Consider the following 18387-nt stretch of genomic DNA (forward strand, 5'->3'; position numbering starts at 1 on the left):
CTTAGTGGTGGGGCTAGAGGGAGGGTCATACCCAGCTCCATTCCGAACCTGGAAGTCAAGCCTCCCATCGCCGATAATACTGCAGGCTACGTCTGTGGGAATGTAGGTCGCTGCCACTTTGAGTTTATAACCTCCAATCCTTTTACTCTTAATTATTCAATCAACTTTTACTCTTAATCATTTTTCTTTTTATCATCACTTATTGTTACTTTATTGTCTGTATTCAACGCTTTTTCGCTAAAATACCTTAATTTATTATTTACAGGATATCGCTATGTCTAAAAAAATCGCTTCTGCAAGAATTTCAGAGAAGAGTTCCCAACTTCTTCAGGATCTCAACAACTCACTTCCTTTTGACAAGGTACTCTATAGAGAGGATATTACGGGTTCATTGGCACATGCCTATATGCTGAGCGAGCAGGGGATTATCTCACAAGAGGACTATGCTCAGATAGTGTCGGGGCTTAATGAGATACTTGAAGAGATCGAATCCGGTCTGTTCACACTGGATGGGGACGATGAAGATATCCACATGGCGATCGAAGGCAGACTTACTGAAAAAGTTGGGGATGCAGGCAAGCGTCTGCATACAGCAAGAAGCCGTAATGATCAGGTGGCGCTCGATTTCAGGCTTTATGTGCAGAACAATACCAGAGTGATAGCTGAACTCTTGCTCGAAAACATTAGAACACTGCTAAAAGTAGCGGAAGAAAATGCCGAGACAATGTTGCCAGGTATGACACACCTGCAGCATGCGCAGCCTATCAATTTCGGTTACCATATGATGGCCTATTCAAGTATGTTCAAACGCGACTATGAGCGTTTTATGAGCTCTTATAAGCGTAATAACTATTCTCCCATAGGTTGTGCCGCTTTGGCGGGTACACCCCATAATATTTCTCGCCGGATCACTTCTGATAAGTTAGGGTTTACTGCGCCGACACTTAACTGTCTGGATACGGTGAGTGACCGTGATTTTGCCCTGGAAATACTCTTTAATATTTCTACTATGATGATGCATATGAGCCGTTTGAGTGAAGAGCTTATCCTGTGGTCCGCAGCTGAGTTTAAGTGGGTAACACTGAGTGACAGACATGCAACAGGCAGCTCTATCATGCCGCAAAAGAAAAATCCTGACATCCCAGAACTCCTACGTGGCAAGACAGGACGGGTCAACGGAAATCTTGTTGCACTTCTGACTGTAATGAAGGGCTTGCCGCTTGCCTACAACAAGGACATGCAGGAAGACAAAGAGGGTGTTTTCGACTCTGTACGCACAGCAATACTTAGTCTGCAAGTACTTCAGGAGATGATAGCCTATATGACAGTGAACAAAGAGGCGATGGAAAGAGCATGTATGATTGGACATCTTTCCGCAACGGACCTTGCTGATTATCTTGTCAAAGAGCAGGGACTGCCGTTCCGTGATGCTTATCACATTACCGGAAATGTGGTAAATCTTGCCGAAAAGAAAGGGGTAGATATTTCTGAGCTTTCATTGGAAGATCTACAGAGTATAGATGAGAGGATAGGGGAGGGAGTAGTAGTACTTCTGGATAATCGTGCCTCCATGAACGCCCGTCAGTCTGAAGGTGGTACAGCTACGGTTAGGACATTGGAGCAGGTAGAGCGTCTGAAAGATTGGCTTAGTCAACAAAAATAGCTATAATACATTAAAAAGCAGTATGTATGAAATCTTTTATTATTTTTTTATTGGCACTTATGTTCTTTACTGCCTGCAACCAGGCCGATACAGTGAATCATGCTGCATCAATAACGGGGAATATAGAACGTATTTCTATTCCTCTTCGTGAACATGGCTATAGCGCATTACCCTCAAAGGTTATTACGACACAAAAAGAGATGAACAGGTTTCTTTCAGCCGTGGAGAAAGAATCTGAATGGAATAACAAACAAACATTTTTGGACATGCTGCGCAATGCGCAGATAGATTTTAGTAAATATAATCTTCTTTTATACCGTATGAATGAAAATTCAGGATCGATAAACGTTGATATATCAGCTCCACGTGTAAAGGGTAATACTGTCCTGATTCATATTAAGCGTGTAACACCGTCCATGCGAACGGCGGATATGGCATATTATATGCTTGCATACAAAGTTGCAAAGAAGATAGGTACAATGACTTTTGATAACGGAAAACAGTCCGTGGTTATTGCCAATAAAGAGAGCAGTATGGTTGTTCCTGAAAACTGTATGGAATGGTATGACGGATGCAATCAATGTGCAAGGATGAAGAGCAGTGGTTCTGCCATATGTACACTAAGAGCATGCCGGGTATACCGCCCTCAGGATTTTAAATGTACAAAGTGGAAGTAAAGCCGTTTCGGCTTTACATAAAATATTCTATTTAAATACTTTTATGCGGGTCCTCGTGCTGATGGCTCCAGATGAGTTTTCCTCCGCCCAACAAGTGAAAATGAAGATGTTTTATCTCTTGTCCTCCATCATGTCCGTTGTTGGTTATGAGTCTGTATCCGGTTTTGTCTATACCTACTTTTACGGCTACTTCCTGCATGAACGGAGTCATTTCTGCCATCATTTCTGCCGAGACATCCTGAAAGCAGTCAACATGCTGTTTCGGGATGATGAGTATATGGATGGGGGCTTTGGGGTAGAGGTCGTGAAACGCTAGAAAATGGTCATTCTCATGTACGGTGTTGTTTGGTATTTCACCTTTTACTATCTTGCAAAATATACACATATATAATCCTTCTTTGTTGATGTTTATCCCGAATGCAGCCATTTTATCGTATGATCCGGGTTTATTTCGGTCAATTATAGCACACTAAAAATAGAATAAATCCCACTGTTAGATACATTTGGATAAAATCACGTTAATTTTAACACGTTAGATCGAGGTTTTATGGATAATTTAGAAGAGAAGATCATTCAGGCGGATTCGCTTGAAGCATTGGAAAAAGTAAGGGTTGAACTCTTTGGAAAAAAAGGGGTACTTGCTGCACAGTTTGCCAAAATGAAAGATGTGCCCGGTCCGGAAAAAAAGGCATTTGCGCAGGGACTCAACGAGCAGAAAGCGGCATTGCAAAACATTTTTGATGCACGCTATGAAGTATTGAAAGCTGAAGAAATCGAAAAGATGCTCAAGCGCGAAGCGATCGATGTTTCACTGTATGGAACAGTGGCACAAAAAGGTGCGCTGCATCCGGTAATGGAGACCATGGACAAAATCATCGACTATTTTGTTGCCTTGAATTTCTCTGTGGAAGACGGGCCGATGGTGGAAGATGATTTTCATAATTTTGAAGCATTGAACCTTCCGAAGTATCACCCGGCAAGAGATATGCAGGATACTTTCTACTTTAAAGACGGCGGACTGCTGAGAACGCATACTTCTCCGGTACAGATCAGAACGATGCTTGAAACCAAACCTCCTATCAGGATGATCGCACCGGGTTCTGTTTTCAGACGTGACTATGACTTGACGCATACACCGATGTTCCATCAGGTGGAAGGGCTTGTGGTCGATGAAAAAGGCAAAGTAAGCTTTGCAAATCTCAAAGCGATTCTGACAGATTTTCTTCAGTATATGTTTGGGGATGTGGATGTACGTTTCAGACCGAGTTTCTTTCCCTTTACCGAACCTTCTGCCGAAGTGGATATCAGCTGTATTTTCTGTGAGGGGAAGGGATGCCGTGTCTGTTCCCATACCGGTTGGCTGGAAGTACTCGGATGCGGAATCGTTGATCCCAATGTCTTTAAATCCGTGGAGTATGACGATGTGAGCGGCTATGCTTTTGGACTGGGTGTGGAGCGGTTTGCAATGCTGATGCACAAGATACCGGACTTAAGAAGTCTGTTTGAGGGAGATATTCGTTTGTTGGAGCAGTTCAGATGATAGTAACAAGATCGTGGTTAAATGAATTTATAGACCTTTCACAGGTGAGTAACGACAGACTGTATGAGACATTCAACGCTATCGGGCTTGAAGTTGACAGTATTGATCAGATTGAGATCGATCCAAATGTGCTCATCGGAAAAATCATATCATGCGAGAAACATCCTGATGCAGATAAACTTAATGTGTGTCAGATCGATGTGGGGGACCGTATAGAGCAGATCGTCTGCGGTGCGGCGAATGTCGTAAATGCAGAGTATGTGGCTGTTGCAACCATAGGTGCTGTACTGCCTGGGAATTTCGAGATCAAAAATGCGGAACTTCGCGGTGTGAAGAGTGCCGGTATGGTGTGTGCTTCTTCGGAGCTTGGTCTGCCTGAAACGGGTAAAGGCATTATGATACTCGATGAAAGTATTGGTGAACTTGAAGTGGGCAAACCTCTGGGTGAATATGCTGTCGTTGCTGATACTGTCATAGAACTTGAACTGACAGCCAACCGTGGGGACTGTTTGAGTATTTATGGTGTAGCACGTGACCTGAGTGCGGCACTCAATATAGAGATGAAAGCTTTCGAATACAAGCAGGCTGAAAAAATGAAGCTTGGGATTGCCAGGGATGCGGAACTGCATACTGAAGGTGAAATGGATGCAGATCTGCGTTTTAAGCTTGCAACAATGGATACGATCGGTTCGACTTTTCTGATGCAGCTTCGTTTGGCAATGGTCAAAGTAGAAGCCGAAGGAAATTTGGCAAAAATGCTTGCTTATGCGATCCATACTACCGGTGTTATTTTACGTGCGTATGATTGTACATCCCTGTGTAAAGAAAATGAAAAGATCATTGTAATACCGAAAGCAAAAGCGAAAGGAATCATTGAAGTCACTGTGAATGATAAGATCCTGAGTGTAGTCGGTGTTGATCAGGCTGAAGCGTATGCTGCGGTTGACACTACAAAAAAGCTTTTGATTGAAGCGAGCTATATCGATCCGGACCTTTTGGTGGAAGCCGTTGCCACGAATGGATTGAAAACAGACGATCTTTACTACAAAACATCGAGAGGGGCCAATCCCGACCTTGTATTCGGTCTTCAGTTTTTAGCTTCTCTGTTGGATATTTACAGCGACATCAACTGCTATGAAGGTTCGCTGGATGTGCAGGTAGACCGTCAGAAAAAAAAGATTATTGTGTCTGCCAGCGAAGTTTCTTCTATCATAGGTATGAATGTGGAACTAAACAGGATCGTTACGATACTGCAAAAGCTTGGTTTCGGGATCACTTCTATGGATCATGAACATGTGGCAGTGACTGTACCGCTGTTCAGGCATGATATGAAAAATATTCAGGATATAACGGAAGAAGTCGTACGTATTGTCGGGATCAACAATATTGAAGCAAAGCCGTTTGTATTTGCAGAGAAAAGACGCTTGAACCACACATTTGAACGATATAAAATCAAAAAATCATTTAAGAACAGAGCTGTAGGAAACGGCTTCTATGAGAATGTAAGTTATGTGTTTACCGAAAGGGCAGTACTGGAAAAATATGGTTTTTCAACCGTTGAAAAAGCACTTGACCTGGCAAATCCGATCGCAGAAGAATTGGATACGTTGAGAAGTACTATTTTGATCAATCTGCTTAATGCGGTCAAGCGGAATGTCAGCTACAGTAAAAAATCGATCCCTCTTTTTGAGATCGGTGCAGTATTTGGTCCAAACAGAGAGCAGTCGGAAGTGCTCTCTTTTGTTTTTTCCGGCCAGATTGAAGGGGAGCATGTAGCCAATGCAGGTAAACCAAAACTGGTTGATTTTACCGCATTTACCAAAAAAATCGGAGGTGTCATCGGGACGTTTGAACTGCTCCCGTGCAGTCAGGACAATGCACTGATCCACCCCTACCAGTCGGCAGATATTCTTGTGAACGGAAAAGTGTGCGGGTATATGAGCAAACTGCATCCTACCGTGCAGGAGGCCTATGGAATACCTGTGACCTTTATGGCAGAGTTGTCAATGGATGTCTTGCTGCCTGAGCATATCAATGCAACGGATATTTCCAAATTTCAGGGAGTTTACAAGGATCTGAGTATAGTCATAGACAAATCGCTTTCCTATTTTGAAGTGGCAAAAATACTGAATGGACTTGACCTGCCGCTGCTTAAAGAGTATTATCCTGTCGATATTTATGAAGATGAAAAACTGGGGGACAAAAAATCCCTGACAGTCAGATTTTTGATCCAATCTATGGAAAAAACGCTTGAAGACAGCGATATTGAATCTCTTATGCAGAAAATTATGTCTGCTGTTGAAGCACAATGCAATGCGGAGCTTAGATAATTATGAAAATACAGCTTGCATCAAGTTACGGTTTTTGTTTTGGTGTAAAACGTGCCATTAAAATTGCAGAGGAGCATCAGGGAAGCAAGACCTATGGTCCGCTTATCCATAATAAAGATGAGATCAAGCGCCTCAAAGAAGGGTTCAATATAGGCCTGGCGGAAAAACTTGATGATGTGACACCGGAGGATTCCGTGGTTATTCGTACACACGGGATTCCCAAAGACGAACTTTCACAGCTTAGAGCGCAGGAAAACCAAATCATTGATGCAACCTGCCCCTATGTAACGACACCTCAGAACATTGTCGCTCAAATGAGCGAGAAAGGCTACAGTATCGTTATTTTCGGAGACAAGGATCACCCTGAGATAAAAGGGGTTGTCAGTTATGCCAAAGATGTGCGAAATGCTTTCATTGTCAAACATGAGAATGAGCTTGAGAATCTGCCTATTCTGTCAAAAGTGGCGGTAGTGGCGCAGACGACCCGAAAGCCTGAAGACTTTCTCAAAATTGTCAATGCCCTGGTTCTGACCCATAAAGAGGTACGTGTATTCAACACCATCTGCAATGCGACCTTTGAAAACCAGGATGCTGCTGCCGAACTGGCAAAAGATGCTGATATTATGATTGTGATCGGGGGCAAACACTCTTCCAATACCAAACAGCTGCATTCTATCTGCAAAAGTTACTGTGACGACAGTTACCTGATAGAGAATGAAAGAGAACTTGAAGCGGAATGGTTTGAGGGAAAAGAACTTTGCGGTATTTCTGCCGGTGCATCGACTCCCGACTGGATCGTCCAGAATGTTATTGACAAGATCGAATCACTGAAAAAATAAGCAGAAATGATGAACAGTATTACCCTTGAATCCGTTAAATATATTGAGGGAGAAGTCAACCTTCCTGGTTCCAAAAGTCTTTCCAACAGAGCGTTGCTGATTGCGGCACTGGCAGAAGGTACAACCACTATTACCAACCTGCTTAAAAGTGACGATACCCGTCATATGCTTCATGCACTTAAACTTTTGGGAGTAGAATACACACTTTCAGAAGACATGACAACATGTACTATAGTCGGGAACGGCGGCCCTTTTTTTACCCCGGAACCGCTGGAACTTTTTTTGGGAAATGCCGGAACGGCTATGCGTCCCTTATGTGCGGCTTTGACTCTGGGAAGCGGTACTTACGTGCTGACTGGTGAACCGCGCATGAAAGAGAGACCTATAGGTCACTTGGTAGAGGCACTCAGAGAAGCGGGGGCGCAGATCACTTACCTTGAAAATAAAGGATACCCGCCATTAAAGATTGAAGCTGCCGGGCTCAAAGGCGGAGAGGTCAAGATAGACGGATCAATCTCCAGCCAGTTCTTGACAGCACTGCTGATGGCGGCACCGATGGCACAGGAAGATATGCAGATCACTATCGTGGGTGAACTTGTATCCAAACCCTATATTGACATTACCTTGCATATTATGGAACAGTTCGGTGTGAAAGTGAACAATGAGAAGTATGAGTGTTTTCATATTAAAGGTGGACAAAAATACAGGGCACCCAGAACTTTCATGGTAGAGGGGGATGCCTCGTCCGCTTCCTATTTCCTGGCAGCTGCGGCTATTAAAGGCGGAACGGTCAAGGTAACAGGTATTGGAAAGGATTCTGTGCAGGGAGATGTTGCCTTTGCCAAGGTCCTTGAGAAAATGGGTGCCAAAGTGGAATGGGGAAAAGATTCTATCGCTGTAAGCAGAGGAGAACTCAATGCGGTCGATATGGATTTTAACCACATTCCTGATGCGGCGATGACCATTGCGACCACCGCACTTTTTGCCAAAGGCACGACCACACTGCGCAATATTTACAACTGGCGTGTCAAAGAAACAGACAGGCTCCATGCCATGGCAACTGAACTTCGGAAGGTTGGTGCAGAAGTGGAAGAAGGGGAAGATTATCTCACTGTTACTCCCCCTGTACATCTCAAGCATGCCGCCATCGATACCTACGATGATCATCGTATGGCAATGTGCTTTTCTTTACTGGCACTTGATCCTGTTTCGGTAACGATCAATGAACCCGAATGTACGGCTAAGACCTTTCCTGATTATTTTGAGGTTCTGAAGAGTATTTCACATTATTGAATGTACATTTTTGTAAGTCGGGGCAGGGTACCCCGACTTACCTATTTTTCTCTTGTATCGAAAAAAAACCAGTAAAACGGCTATAGATATTCCAACATTGTCAATTTCCCCTTCATAAGCATTCTGATAAAAAATTTAGATATAATATCGCAAAATTTGTGTACACATAAGGATAGGTATGAAGTTCGAAGATATCGAAATAGAAGATGTAGATTTTGAGGCGATGCTTGAGGAATCGTTCAAAAAATCAGAATCAAGAAGTGATTTGGTTACGGGTACGGTCGTTAAGATCGATGAGAAAGACAATTTGGCAGTTGTGGATATCGGTGGCGGAAGAGATGCAAACCTGGCACTTGACGAGATCAGGGATGAAGAAGGCAACATCAAGTTCAATGTCGGCGATACCATTGACGTTGTAAATCAGGGAAGAGGCCGAATCTCTTACAAAGCAGCGCTCAGCAGAGTGGCATTGAACGAGTTTATCTCCGAATACGATGAAGAGCAGGAATATATCATCGAGGGTGTTGTTACCAAGAAGAACAAAGGCGGATATGTTGTTGAAGTGGACGGGCTTGAATTCTTTATGCCTCGTACACTCTCTTATCTTTCATCCAAGATTGACCCGATAGGCAAGAAGGTCAAGGCTGTTATTGTCAAAGTAGATAAGGACAAGGGTTCTGTCGTCGTTTCAAGAAAAGAGCTGATTGAAAGAGACAAAGCAAAAACAGACGAGATCGTTGGTGCACTGCTTGAAAACAAAGAGCCGGTAGTCGGTACGATCAAAAAGATCACTTCTTACGGTATGTTCGTAGATGTAGGCGGAATGGACGGTCTCGTGCATTATTCACAGATATCCCATAAAGGCCCTGTGAATCCTTCCAAGTATTTTGCTGAAGGTGACGAAGTCAATGTCATTGCACTTGACTATGATAAAAAGAAGAGGCATCTTTCTCTTTCTATCAAAGATGCAAATCCTGATCCCTGGGCAGATATTGATTCTATTATCGGCGTAGGTGATACAGTCACTGCAACAGTTTCAAATATTGAACCTTATGGCGTATTTGTTGACCTTGGAGAAGATCTTGAAGCATTCCTTCATGTATCTGAAATTTCCTGGGACAAGAATGTCAAACACCCTAAGGACTACCTTGCAAATGGGGAAGAGATCAATGTTGAAGTGATAGAGATCGATAAAGAGGGAAGAAGACTGAGGGTAAGTCTTAAGAGTTTGCTTCCAAAACCTATGGATGCCTTTACTCAGCAATACAGAGTCGGTGATGTTGTCAAAGGAACGGTAACATCGATTACAGATTTTGGTGCATTTGTTAAAGTTGGTGCAGTGGAAGGTCTTTTGCATAATCAGGAGATTTCATGGGACAAAAGCAAAAATGCGAAATCCGAATTGGCTGTCGGCGATGAAGTTGAAGTGAAGATCATCAAGATCGACAAAGATGCCGGCAAGATCTCTTTGAGCAAAAAAGCACTTGAAGATTCTCCGATCAAAGCATTTGCGCAGAACCACAAAAACGGTTCTATCGTAGCCGGTACAGTCAAAGACAAAAAAGACTTCGGTGTATTTATTGCTCTGGAAGACAATGTCGATGCCTTGATCAGAACCGAAGACCTGCATCCGCTTAAATTCGATGAGATCGAAAAGGGACAGGAAATCAAAGGAGTGATCTCTTTCATTGACGAGAACAATGACAGGATCAGAGTTTCAGTCAAGAGACTTGAGCGTCAGGAAGAAAGAGAAGCGATGGAACAGCTGAATCTTAACCAGGACGACAGCATGACCCTTGGTGATGCTTTTGGCGATAAATTTAAAAAGTAATACCAAAAACGGTATATGTCTTTACGGCATATACCTTCTTCAGAGTACTTCGTACTCGCCATAAATCCACTAATAAAAGGTTTTCATATGTCAAAAAAAACAATTGTAGTTTGTGACCATATTCACCAAAGCGGTTTGGATATTCTTGCAAATGACAGCGAAATTGAACTTATCAATGCAGCGGATGAACCTAAAGACAAACTTGTATCAGAAATTATTCCTCTTGCAGATGTTGCCATTACGCGTTCTTCTACAGATGTAGATGCAGCATTTCTTGCTGCGGCTAAAAAGATCACCGCGATAGTACGTGCCGGTGTCGGTGTGGACAATGTGGATATTCAGGGTGCAAGCAAGCAGGGAATCGTTGTGATGAATGTACCGACTGCCAATACCATTGCAGCGGTTGAACTGACCCTGGCACATATGCTTTCCTGTGTCAGACAGTTTCCGTATGCACACAACAACCTCAAACTGGACCGTGTCTGGAGAAGACAGGACTGGTACGGTACGGAGTTGAAAGACAAGAAACTCGGTATCATCGGTTTTGGCAATATCGGTTCGCGTGTGGGTAAAAGAGCCAAAGCATTTGAAATGGAAGTTCTTGCCTACGACCCGTATATTGATGCAAGCAAGGCAACAGATCTTGATATCGGGTATACAAAAAACTTTGAAGATATTCTTGGCTGTGACATTATTACGATCCATACTCCCAAAACAGAAGAGACCATCGGTATGATAGGCAGAGAAGAGATCAGCAAAATGAAAGACGGTGTGATCCTTATTAACTGTGCGCGGGGCGGACTTTACAATGAAGAAGCACTTTTTGAAGGCTTGAAATCAGGCAAGATCGCTATGGCTGGTATTGATGTGTTCAATAAGGAACCGGCAACAGAAAATCCGCTGCTTGACCTGAACAATATTACGGTAACACCGCACCTTGGAGCCAATACGAAAGAGTCTCAGAAAAACATTGCGACTCAAGCGTGTGAAAATGCAATTGCTGCGGCAAAAGGCATTGCCTATCCCAATGCACTGAATCTTCCTATCAAGGAGAATGAGCTGCCTGATTTTGTCAGACCGTATCTTGAACTGGTCCAAAAGATGGGCCATCTTTCTGCGCAGGTGACTAAAAGTGCGGTTAAATCAATCCGTGTAACGGCAAAAGGGCCGGTATCTGACTATCTGGCTTCTATGCAGACATTTGCTACGGTAGGGGCGCTTACCGAGTCTATTGCAGATCAGGTGAACTATGTCAATGCCGAGTTTGTAGCCAAAGAACGTGGTATTGATCTGAGTCATGAAGTTTTGCCAAATACCAGCGGATTTACCAATAAGGTTTCGGTAAAAATGACAACAGCAGACAGTACCATTTCTATTGCGGGTACCGTTTTTGACGATACAGTGCAGCGTATTATCGAAATTGATGATTACATTCTTGATGTTGAACCCAAAGGCAAAATGATCTTCTTCAGAAATACAGATACTCCGGGTGTCATTGGTGATGTAGGCAGAATTTTGGCTGAAAACGGTTTGAATATTTCCGATTTCAGACTTGGACGCGATACCAAGCAGCAGGCACTTGCCGTTGTACGTGTTGACGGGCAGGTTTCAAAAAATGTACTCGATGCACTCTCTGCACTTGATGCATGCATCAGTGTAAGCTATGCATCACTCTAAAGACTAAAAATACAGGCAAACGCCTGTATTTATTTCTACCGCTTCCTCTCTTTTTATACGGCTTATTCAAATTATTTGATGCAAATGATGCTTTTTATTCATTAGTTTAAATTAAACTTGTTATAATTCGTGCCAATTCTACAAAAATATACAGGATATCTCTACATCTTGTGCTATAATAAACGATTATATTGAGGAGTTCAACTATGATGATAAACAGAGTGATACTGCTTGTGTCTCTTTCTTTACCCCTTGTTGCAGGTGTCAAGAATCTGACACTTCACAATGCCCTTCAAATGGTGAAACATGACAACCTTGAAGTGAAAATTGCACGCTTCAATGAGCAAATGAAGCAGACAGAAGTCAAAGTGGCCGAAGGGATGAATTACGGTAAGCTTGACCTCAGTCTCAGCGGGATGCGTTCCAATGACGCAGGGAATGTGTTCGGGTTTAAACTGCAAAGCAGGGAAGCAACATTCGGAGATTTCGGTGCTGAAGAATTTATGAATAATTTCGGAGCCTGTCAAAATGGCAATATGCAGGCATGTCATGATATGTATACGCAGCCGCCGTCAAATTTAAACTATCCGGCAGCACGGAACAATTATCAGACCAAACTCTCCTATATGCTGCCTATCTACACCGGCGGAAAACTGACAGAATATAAACATATTATGGAGTCAATGTACCGTATGAGCAAATACGATACGCAAAAACTGATTAATACAAAGATTTATGAAGTAAAAAAAGCCTTTTATGACATCTCTCTTGTAGAACGATATATCGTCAATCTTTCCAAAATCCGACACAATATCAAAAAACTTGAGACGATTGTATTGAACATGGAAAAAGAAGGTTATGCAAAAGAGACGGATATTTTGGAAGTACAGGCACGGGAAGCCGAATCTGACAGTATGTACAACCAGGCGAGACTCAACAGGGAATTGGCCTATCAGTTTCTCTCTTTTCTCCTGAACAGAGATGTCAGCTCCATCAAAAAAGTACATGCGAAAGCCCCTATGCCGCATGTGACAAAGGCTATACTGGAATCAAACAATATTGACATACAGAAAGCCAAGCTCGGCTTGCAGATATCAGAAATGTCTGTTAAGGCAAAAGAGGCAAGTTTTTTGCCTACTATCGGTGGTTTTGCAGAGTATGGAAGTGCAGACAATACACTGTTTAACGATTTCACAGGCAAGGATTCCTATACGGTGGGGGTACAGGCCAAATGGAATATTTTCAACGGCGGACAGGATGATGCGAAACTGGAGAAAGCAAAGCTGAAACGTCTTCAGGTCCGGGACCAGGTAGCATTGGCACGAAAAGGTATTGCCCTTAAAGCCAAAAAGCTCAAAACAGAAATTTTAAGTGCCGATGACGATATCAAAAGTTATAGCAAACAGTTGAAATATGCCAAAAGAGTGTATGCAAACTATCGTACACGGTATGAAGAAGGCATGGCTTCAATCTCTGATGTTCTGATCCAGCAGTCCAAGGAGCTTGAATCACTTTTGAAACTTTTAACAGTCGTCAATAAAAGGAATACCAAAGTATTTGAACTGGAAAGTATTGTAAATGCAGGAGGAAAAGTATGAAAAAGATAATAACACTGATGGCTGTGGCATTGCTGACAACAACGCTGCAGGCCGTAGAGATTGACCTGAGCGGGTCAGTCGTTTCGGACAACCAAAAGATGATGACAAGCCGCTATATGGGATTTGTGAAAAAGATGGCTGTTTCGGAAGGCGATATCGTTAAAAAGGGACAGTTGCTGTATGAGATCGATTCCAAAGATATCGAATCGGCAGAACGCCAGGTCGAGCTGGCCATTTCACAGGCACGACTGGCCTTGCAGATGAATGAAAACCAGTACAACAATGTATTGTTGAATCTGGCAAGACACAAGCGTCTTTATGCGAAAAAGATGGTTTCCAAGTATGAACTCGAAACACTTGAACTTGCAGCGAAGAACCTGAGAGATATGGTTAAAATATCCAAGGAACAGGTCAAACAGGCTTTGGCGAAAAAAGAGGAAGTCCTCAACCAGTACAAGTATTTGCGCATTACTGCTCCGAATGCCGGAGTGATCGTTGCGAAAAAACTCAACGAGGGGGAAATGGCGATTCCCGGTATGCCGGCAGTCATTCTTACCGATCTCAGCCATTTGAAAATTTTGGCGGCCGTAGCTGAAACAGATCTTCCCTATATCAATCTTGGGAAAAAGGTAGAGGTTGAAATTCCTTCACTGGCTTTGAAAACAACCGGAAAGATATCGTCTATCATCCCAAGTTCCAATCCTATGACCCACAAGTTCAAGATCAAAATAGAGTTTGACCATAAAGGCAAATCGGTCTATCCGGGCATGTATGCCAAAATCATAATCAGGTAAGTATGATGGCTGAAAAAAACGAATATCAGGTAACAGACTATGCGGGAAAACTGGCGAAAGGTTTTTTACACAATCCTTTAACCCCCATACTGGGTATTTTCCTTTTGCTGATGGGATACCTTGCCCTCAATATTATGCCGAGAGAAGAAGATCCGCAGATTGCCATTTCAGGCGGTGCGGTGATCGTTCCGATGCCGGGAGCTACACCGAGAGAAATTGAAAATATCATTATCAATCCTCTGGAACGTAAACTCAGGGAAGTCAAAGGGATCGAGCATATCTACGGTATGGCAATGAACAATGTCGGGATCGTGAATGTCATGTACTACATTGGCGAGAACCGGGAGGATTCCAACCTTAAACTGTATGACAAAGTCATGCAAAATATGGATCTGATGCCAAAAGGGGTGATGCAGCCGCTGATAAAACCCTTTGATATCGACATCGACATCCCTATTGTGACGGTAGCATTTTATCCGAAAAAAGGCAGTAAAGTTGATGATGTTCAGCTTTTCGATATCGTGCGCAGGATACAGCAGAAAATCAATGCAGTAAAAAATGTCGCCAAAACAACGGTAGTGGGTGCGCGCAAGGCGCAGTACAATATCCAGGTAGATATGAGCAGACTTTCTGCCTATCACCTTTCACTGGGACAGATCATGAAAGCGGTTCAGTCCATTGCAGTAGATGTGCCGGATGTCAAAGGGCGTACGAAAAAAAATGAACTGGTTGTTTTCGGTGTTAAAAATGCTATTGAGAGTGTGAAAGATGTAGGGTCTGTCATTGTAGCGCAGTATATGGGATCTCCGATCTATCTCAGAGATGTTGCTACGGTAACGGAAGGTGTGGATATACAGAACTTTAAAACAGCCAAGATCCGATTTAAAAAGGATATGAAGGAAAGCAAACTGGGTACAGAACGTCATCAGGTAACACTTACCGTAGCCAAACTTGCCGGTACCAATGCCGTTTTTGTGGCAGATGATGTACTGGAACTTCTTAAAGAACACAATGCGGAATTTGCCAAAGAGGGTATCGGCTATCTTGTAACAAGAAACTACGGGAAACGTGCGGATGAAGCGGTCAACGAACTGATGCACCACTTGATCATCACGATTGTCATTATTGCCTTGATGCTTGTTTTCGCACTGGGATGGAGAGAATCTATCATCGTTACATTTACTGTACCGGCGATCCTTGCGATCACACTTTTTGTTGCCTGGCTTACCGGGCAGACGATCAACCGTATTACACTTTTTGCCTTCCTGCTTTCACTGGGGCTTCTGGTGGATGCGGCGATTATCGTTATCGAAAATATCCACCGGCATCTGCATGCACATGATGTGGAGAAAAAAGAAATGGATGAACTGCTGATCGAAGCCACTGACGAAATCGGTGCACCGACGAACATCGCAACACTTGCGATCATTCTGACGATGGTACCGATGGCATTTGTCGGCGGGATGATGGGGTCATTCATGAAGCCTATCCCCTACAACGTACCCGTAGCGCTTGTTGCTTCGCTTTTCGTGGCATATATTTTTACCCCGTATTTGAGTTTGAAGCTCTTGAAAAAACCTGAGCACAAACATCACCATACGAAACATAAAAAAGACAAGGAGGTTAAGTAATGAAAGGTTTGGAAAAATTCATTTACGGTATCCTTGGCAGCAGAAAGAAAAAAACACTGGTCATCGTATTGACCGCGATAGCATTTTTTCTCTCTTTGATGATGTTCCCTACCAAAATGGTACTGGCTAAAATGCTTCCGGGGAAAAGTGACAATACCTATTCGGTTTATGTCACAACACCGACAGGCTCTTCCATTGAACAGACAAATGCAGTCAGCCAGTGTGTGATAGATATACTCAAAAATGAAAAACAGGTGATGAACCTTGAACTGTTCCTTGGGCAGGGAATACCGCTCGATTATGCAGGTCTGGTGAAGGGTGCTTCTATGAAGCATACTGAAAACGTATCTGAAATTTCCGTAAATCTTACGGATAAGCATACCCGAAAAGAACCTTCTTTTTTAATGACACAAAGGCTCAGGCCTATTGTGAAAAAGAAATGTCTTCCTATTGTAAAAGGTACCAAAATTCAGTTCATAGAACAGCCAGCGGGGCCTCCTACACTGGCATCTATCGTACTTGAAGTTCATGGTGACGATATTGATAAAATGAGAAAGATCTCGGTTCAGGCAGCCAATATACTTGCCAAAACAAAAGGGCTGGTAGATATCGATGTAATGATGGATGACATTTATGACAAGTACGAACTCATACCGGATGAAGAAAAAATCGCTTTGAGCGGTTTGAGTGTCGAGCAGGTGAACAATATTCTCTACCTGGCTTTTGAAGGAATGGTCATTGCACACAAGAATTCCAAAAATGCACCTGACCAGATACCGATATTCCTGATATTGCAGAAAAAGAGTAAAGCTCTCAATGGAAAATCGGAGCGTATTCTCCAAAGCAAACTTTCGTCTTTGAACCTGATGAATATGAAGGGTATGATGGTGCCGCTCAGTGAAGTGGTTACGATCAGAAAAGCCAAATCAAGTCCGATGATCATGCATAAGGATCTTTCAAGAATGATCAATGTCACAGCGGAGACGGATATGGTTTCCCAAGTCTATCCTCTGCTTGCGGCAAGAGAAAAAATGATCAAAGCTTTTTCGAAAGACTATACTATCAAAAAGGCAGGATTTACGACGTACATGTTTGACCTTTATCTGACTGACAAAAAAACAGGAGAAAAGTTTCTGCTGCGCTGGGATGGTGAAATGAAAGTGACACTTGATACCTTCAGGGACTTAGGCGGTGCATTTATTGCAGCATTGCTGCTTATTTTCCTTCTGTTGGTGATCTATTACAAGAGTTTTATGATTTCGGGTATCATCCTGCTGGGATCATTCCTTTCTCTGATCGGGGTGATCGTCGGACACTGGGTGGCCAATTTCTTTACAAGTGAAACGTTCTTCCTTACTGCTACCTCTCTGATCGGCTTTATTGCCCTGATGGGGATTTCGTCGAGAAATTCCCTATTGCTGATAGACTTTGCCAAATCACTGATGGAGTGCCACGGTATGGAGAAACGCGAAGCTATTGCCGTGGCAACAGCGACAAGAGCCAAGCCGATTGCCCTGACCGCTGTCGCGATCATACTGGGTTCTGCACTGCTTGCTTCCGACCCTGTATTTGGCGGGCTGGGAGTTGCACTGATCTCCGGTACAGTGGCGGCTGTCTTCGTCTCACTGCTGTTTGTTCCGGTGCTGATGCATAATGCCAAAGCGATGGATTTCGACCTGAGTGACCATTGTGATCTTAAAAACGATATCTCTATCACAAAATAGAGAACAGGGCGGGACAGCTTAGGCTGTCCCTGCCCAAGCTTTTTATCTTCCCTCTTTCCCACTATCATCTTTTTACCAACTATTTGCTATAATCACCCAACTTATTATGAAGGACAGACTATGGCAACCATCGGAATGGGAGACATTAAAAAAGGCGTAAGACTTGAACTGGACGGAAACCCGTATAAAGTAACGGAGTTCCAGCATGTCAAACCCGGAAAAGGTGCGGCATTTGTACGCATTAAGATCAAAAACCTCAAAACAGGAAAAGTAATTGAAAAAACGGTACATGCAGGTGATAAATTTGAAGTACCTGAGCTTGAACAGAAAACAATGCAGTATTTGTACGATGACGGAGAATTTCTCCAATTTATGGACACAACCACTTTTGATCAGATCGGCCTGACGCATGAGCAGGTAGGCAAAGAGACATTTGATTTTATGATAGATGGCATGGAAGCGGATATTCTTTTCCATAACGGCCAGGCAATTTCGGTAGAGATCCCTCAAACCGTGGTACTTAAAATTGTAGAGACACCTCCGAACTTCAAAGGCGATTCACAGGGTGGAAAGAAGCCTGCAACACTTGAGAGCGGTGCAGTGGTTCAGGTACCTTTTCATGTACTTGAAGGTGAAATGATCAAGGTAGATACAGTAGAAGGCAAATACCTGGAGAAAGCCAAGTAATACTTTTGTGAACGCTTCTGCGTGCAGAGTGCGTATACACGCACCTTCAGATATGCATACTGAACATATTTTTTTGACCAAAGGGATAAATTCCCTTAGGTAC

Annotated in this window: 14 protein-coding genes and 1 rRNA gene; 14 read left to right on the plus strand and 1 reads right to left on the minus strand. The window is 43.1% G+C overall.

Annotated features, from left to right (window positions below):
• Positions 1-3: 3 nt before the first annotated feature.
• The 3 genes from rrf (at position 4) to F8L24_RS06525 (ending at position 2340) form a co-directional block, all read left to right on the plus strand.
• A 5S ribosomal RNA gene (gene rrf / locus F8L24_RS06515) occupies positions 4-119 on the plus strand.
• Positions 120-274: 155 nt separating this feature from the next.
• Entirely contained in the window at positions 275-1663 is a 1389-nt protein-coding gene (argH, locus tag F8L24_RS06520) for an argininosuccinate lyase (protein ID WP_294953421.1), read from the plus strand.
• A gap of 26 nt (positions 1664-1689) precedes the next feature.
• A complete protein-coding gene (locus F8L24_RS06525) occupies positions 1690-2340 on the plus strand; it encodes a hypothetical protein (RefSeq protein WP_294953423.1) in 651 nt (216 codons plus the stop codon).
• Between the two features lie 31 nt (positions 2341-2371).
• Here the strand turns inward: F8L24_RS06525 and F8L24_RS06530 are convergent, their stop codons facing one another.
• A complete protein-coding gene (locus F8L24_RS06530; RefSeq protein WP_294953426.1) occupies positions 2372-2725 on the minus strand; it encodes a histidine triad nucleotide-binding protein in 354 nt (117 codons plus the stop codon).
• A 162-nt stretch (positions 2726-2887) separates the two neighbouring features.
• On the opposite strand from F8L24_RS06530, the gene pheS reads away from it, so the two are divergent.
• The 11 genes from pheS (at position 2888) to efp (ending at position 18284) form a co-directional block, all read left to right on the plus strand.
• Positions 2888-3880: a phenylalanine--tRNA ligase subunit alpha gene (gene pheS, locus F8L24_RS06535; RefSeq protein ID WP_294953428.1), complete on the plus strand. Its 993-nt coding sequence runs from the start codon at positions 2888-2890 to the stop codon at positions 3878-3880.
• Positions 3877-6210 carry a phenylalanine--tRNA ligase subunit beta gene (pheT, locus tag F8L24_RS06540; protein ID WP_294953430.1) on the plus strand — a complete coding sequence of 778 codons (2334 nt, stop codon included), beginning with the start codon at positions 3877-3879 and terminating at the stop codon, positions 6208-6210. Before pheS ends, pheT begins: the two co-directional genes overlap by 4 nt.
• A gap of 2 nt (positions 6211-6212) precedes the next feature.
• On the plus strand, positions 6213-7049 hold the full coding sequence (locus F8L24_RS06545) for a 4-hydroxy-3-methylbut-2-enyl diphosphate reductase (protein ID WP_294953433.1): 837 nt from the start codon (positions 6213-6215) through the stop codon (positions 7047-7049).
• Positions 7050-7058: 9 nt separating this feature from the next.
• Positions 7059-8342, plus strand: coding sequence for a 3-phosphoshikimate 1-carboxyvinyltransferase (gene aroA, locus F8L24_RS06550; RefSeq protein WP_294953435.1), 1284 nt, complete (start codon positions 7059-7061; stop codon positions 8340-8342).
• Between the two features lie 178 nt (positions 8343-8520).
• Positions 8521-10173 (plus strand): 30S ribosomal protein S1, encoded by a 1653-nt coding sequence (locus F8L24_RS06555; protein ID WP_294953438.1) that lies wholly within the window; start codon positions 8521-8523, stop codon positions 10171-10173.
• Between the two features lie 87 nt (positions 10174-10260).
• Positions 10261-11850, plus strand: coding sequence for a phosphoglycerate dehydrogenase (gene serA, locus F8L24_RS06560; RefSeq protein ID WP_294953441.1), 1590 nt, complete (start codon positions 10261-10263; stop codon positions 11848-11850).
• A gap of 206 nt (positions 11851-12056) precedes the next feature.
• On the plus strand, positions 12057-13448 hold the full coding sequence (locus F8L24_RS06565) for a TolC family protein (RefSeq protein ID WP_294953443.1): 1392 nt from the start codon (positions 12057-12059) through the stop codon (positions 13446-13448).
• Positions 13445-14242: an efflux RND transporter periplasmic adaptor subunit gene (locus F8L24_RS06570; RefSeq protein WP_294953446.1), complete on the plus strand. Its 798-nt coding sequence runs from the start codon at positions 13445-13447 to the stop codon at positions 14240-14242. Before F8L24_RS06565 ends, F8L24_RS06570 begins: the two co-directional genes overlap by 4 nt.
• A 5-nt stretch (positions 14243-14247) precedes the next feature.
• Positions 14248-15873, plus strand: coding sequence for an efflux RND transporter permease subunit (locus F8L24_RS06575; RefSeq protein ID WP_294953448.1), 1626 nt, complete (start codon positions 14248-14250; stop codon positions 15871-15873).
• The gene (locus tag F8L24_RS06580; RefSeq protein ID WP_294953451.1) at positions 15873-17597 is read left to right on the plus strand and encodes an efflux RND transporter permease subunit; all 1725 of its coding nucleotides are present in this window, start codon (positions 15873-15875) and stop codon (positions 17595-17597) included. The genes F8L24_RS06575 and F8L24_RS06580 overlap by 1 nt, the downstream gene beginning before the upstream one ends.
• Before the next feature lie 120 nt (positions 17598-17717).
• A complete protein-coding gene (efp, locus tag F8L24_RS06585; RefSeq protein WP_294953454.1) occupies positions 17718-18284 on the plus strand; it encodes an elongation factor P in 567 nt (188 codons plus the stop codon).
• Positions 18285-18387 lie beyond the last annotated feature (103 nt).

It is taken from the genome of Sulfurovum sp. (assembly GCF_015493435.1).
Classification (GTDB): domain Bacteria; phylum Campylobacterota; class Campylobacteria; order Campylobacterales; family Sulfurovaceae; genus Sulfurovum.

Excerpts from the sequence above, each read along its gene's own strand:
- argH (WP_294953421.1), top strand. The coding sequence starts at position 275 with ATGTCTAAAAAAATCGCTTCTGCAAGAATTTCAGAGAAGAGTTCCCAA.
- F8L24_RS06525 (WP_294953423.1), top strand. The coding sequence starts at position 1,690 with ATGAAATCTTTTATTATTTTTTTATTGGCACTTATGTTCTTTACTGCC.
- F8L24_RS06530 (WP_294953426.1), bottom strand. The coding sequence starts at position 2,725 with ATGTGTATATTTTGCAAGATAGTAAAAGGTGAAATACCAAACAACACC.
- pheS (WP_294953428.1), top strand. The coding sequence starts at position 2,888 with ATGGATAATTTAGAAGAGAAGATCATTCAGGCGGATTCGCTTGAAGCA.
- pheT (WP_294953430.1), top strand. The coding sequence starts at position 3,877 with ATGATAGTAACAAGATCGTGGTTAAATGAATTTATAGACCTTTCACAG.
- F8L24_RS06545 (WP_294953433.1), top strand. The coding sequence starts at position 6,213 with ATGAAAATACAGCTTGCATCAAGTTACGGTTTTTGTTTTGGTGTAAAA.
- aroA (WP_294953435.1), top strand. The coding sequence starts at position 7,059 with ATGAACAGTATTACCCTTGAATCCGTTAAATATATTGAGGGAGAAGTC.
- F8L24_RS06555 (WP_294953438.1), top strand. The coding sequence starts at position 8,521 with ATGAAGTTCGAAGATATCGAAATAGAAGATGTAGATTTTGAGGCGATG.
- serA (WP_294953441.1), top strand. The coding sequence starts at position 10,261 with ATGTCAAAAAAAACAATTGTAGTTTGTGACCATATTCACCAAAGCGGT.
- F8L24_RS06565 (WP_294953443.1), top strand. The coding sequence starts at position 12,057 with ATGATGATAAACAGAGTGATACTGCTTGTGTCTCTTTCTTTACCCCTT.
- F8L24_RS06570 (WP_294953446.1), top strand. The coding sequence starts at position 13,445 with ATGAAAAAGATAATAACACTGATGGCTGTGGCATTGCTGACAACAACG.
- F8L24_RS06575 (WP_294953448.1), top strand. The coding sequence starts at position 14,248 with ATGGCTGAAAAAAACGAATATCAGGTAACAGACTATGCGGGAAAACTG.
- F8L24_RS06580 (WP_294953451.1), top strand. The coding sequence starts at position 15,873 with ATGAAAGGTTTGGAAAAATTCATTTACGGTATCCTTGGCAGCAGAAAG.
- efp (WP_294953454.1), top strand. The coding sequence starts at position 17,718 with ATGGCAACCATCGGAATGGGAGACATTAAAAAAGGCGTAAGACTTGAA.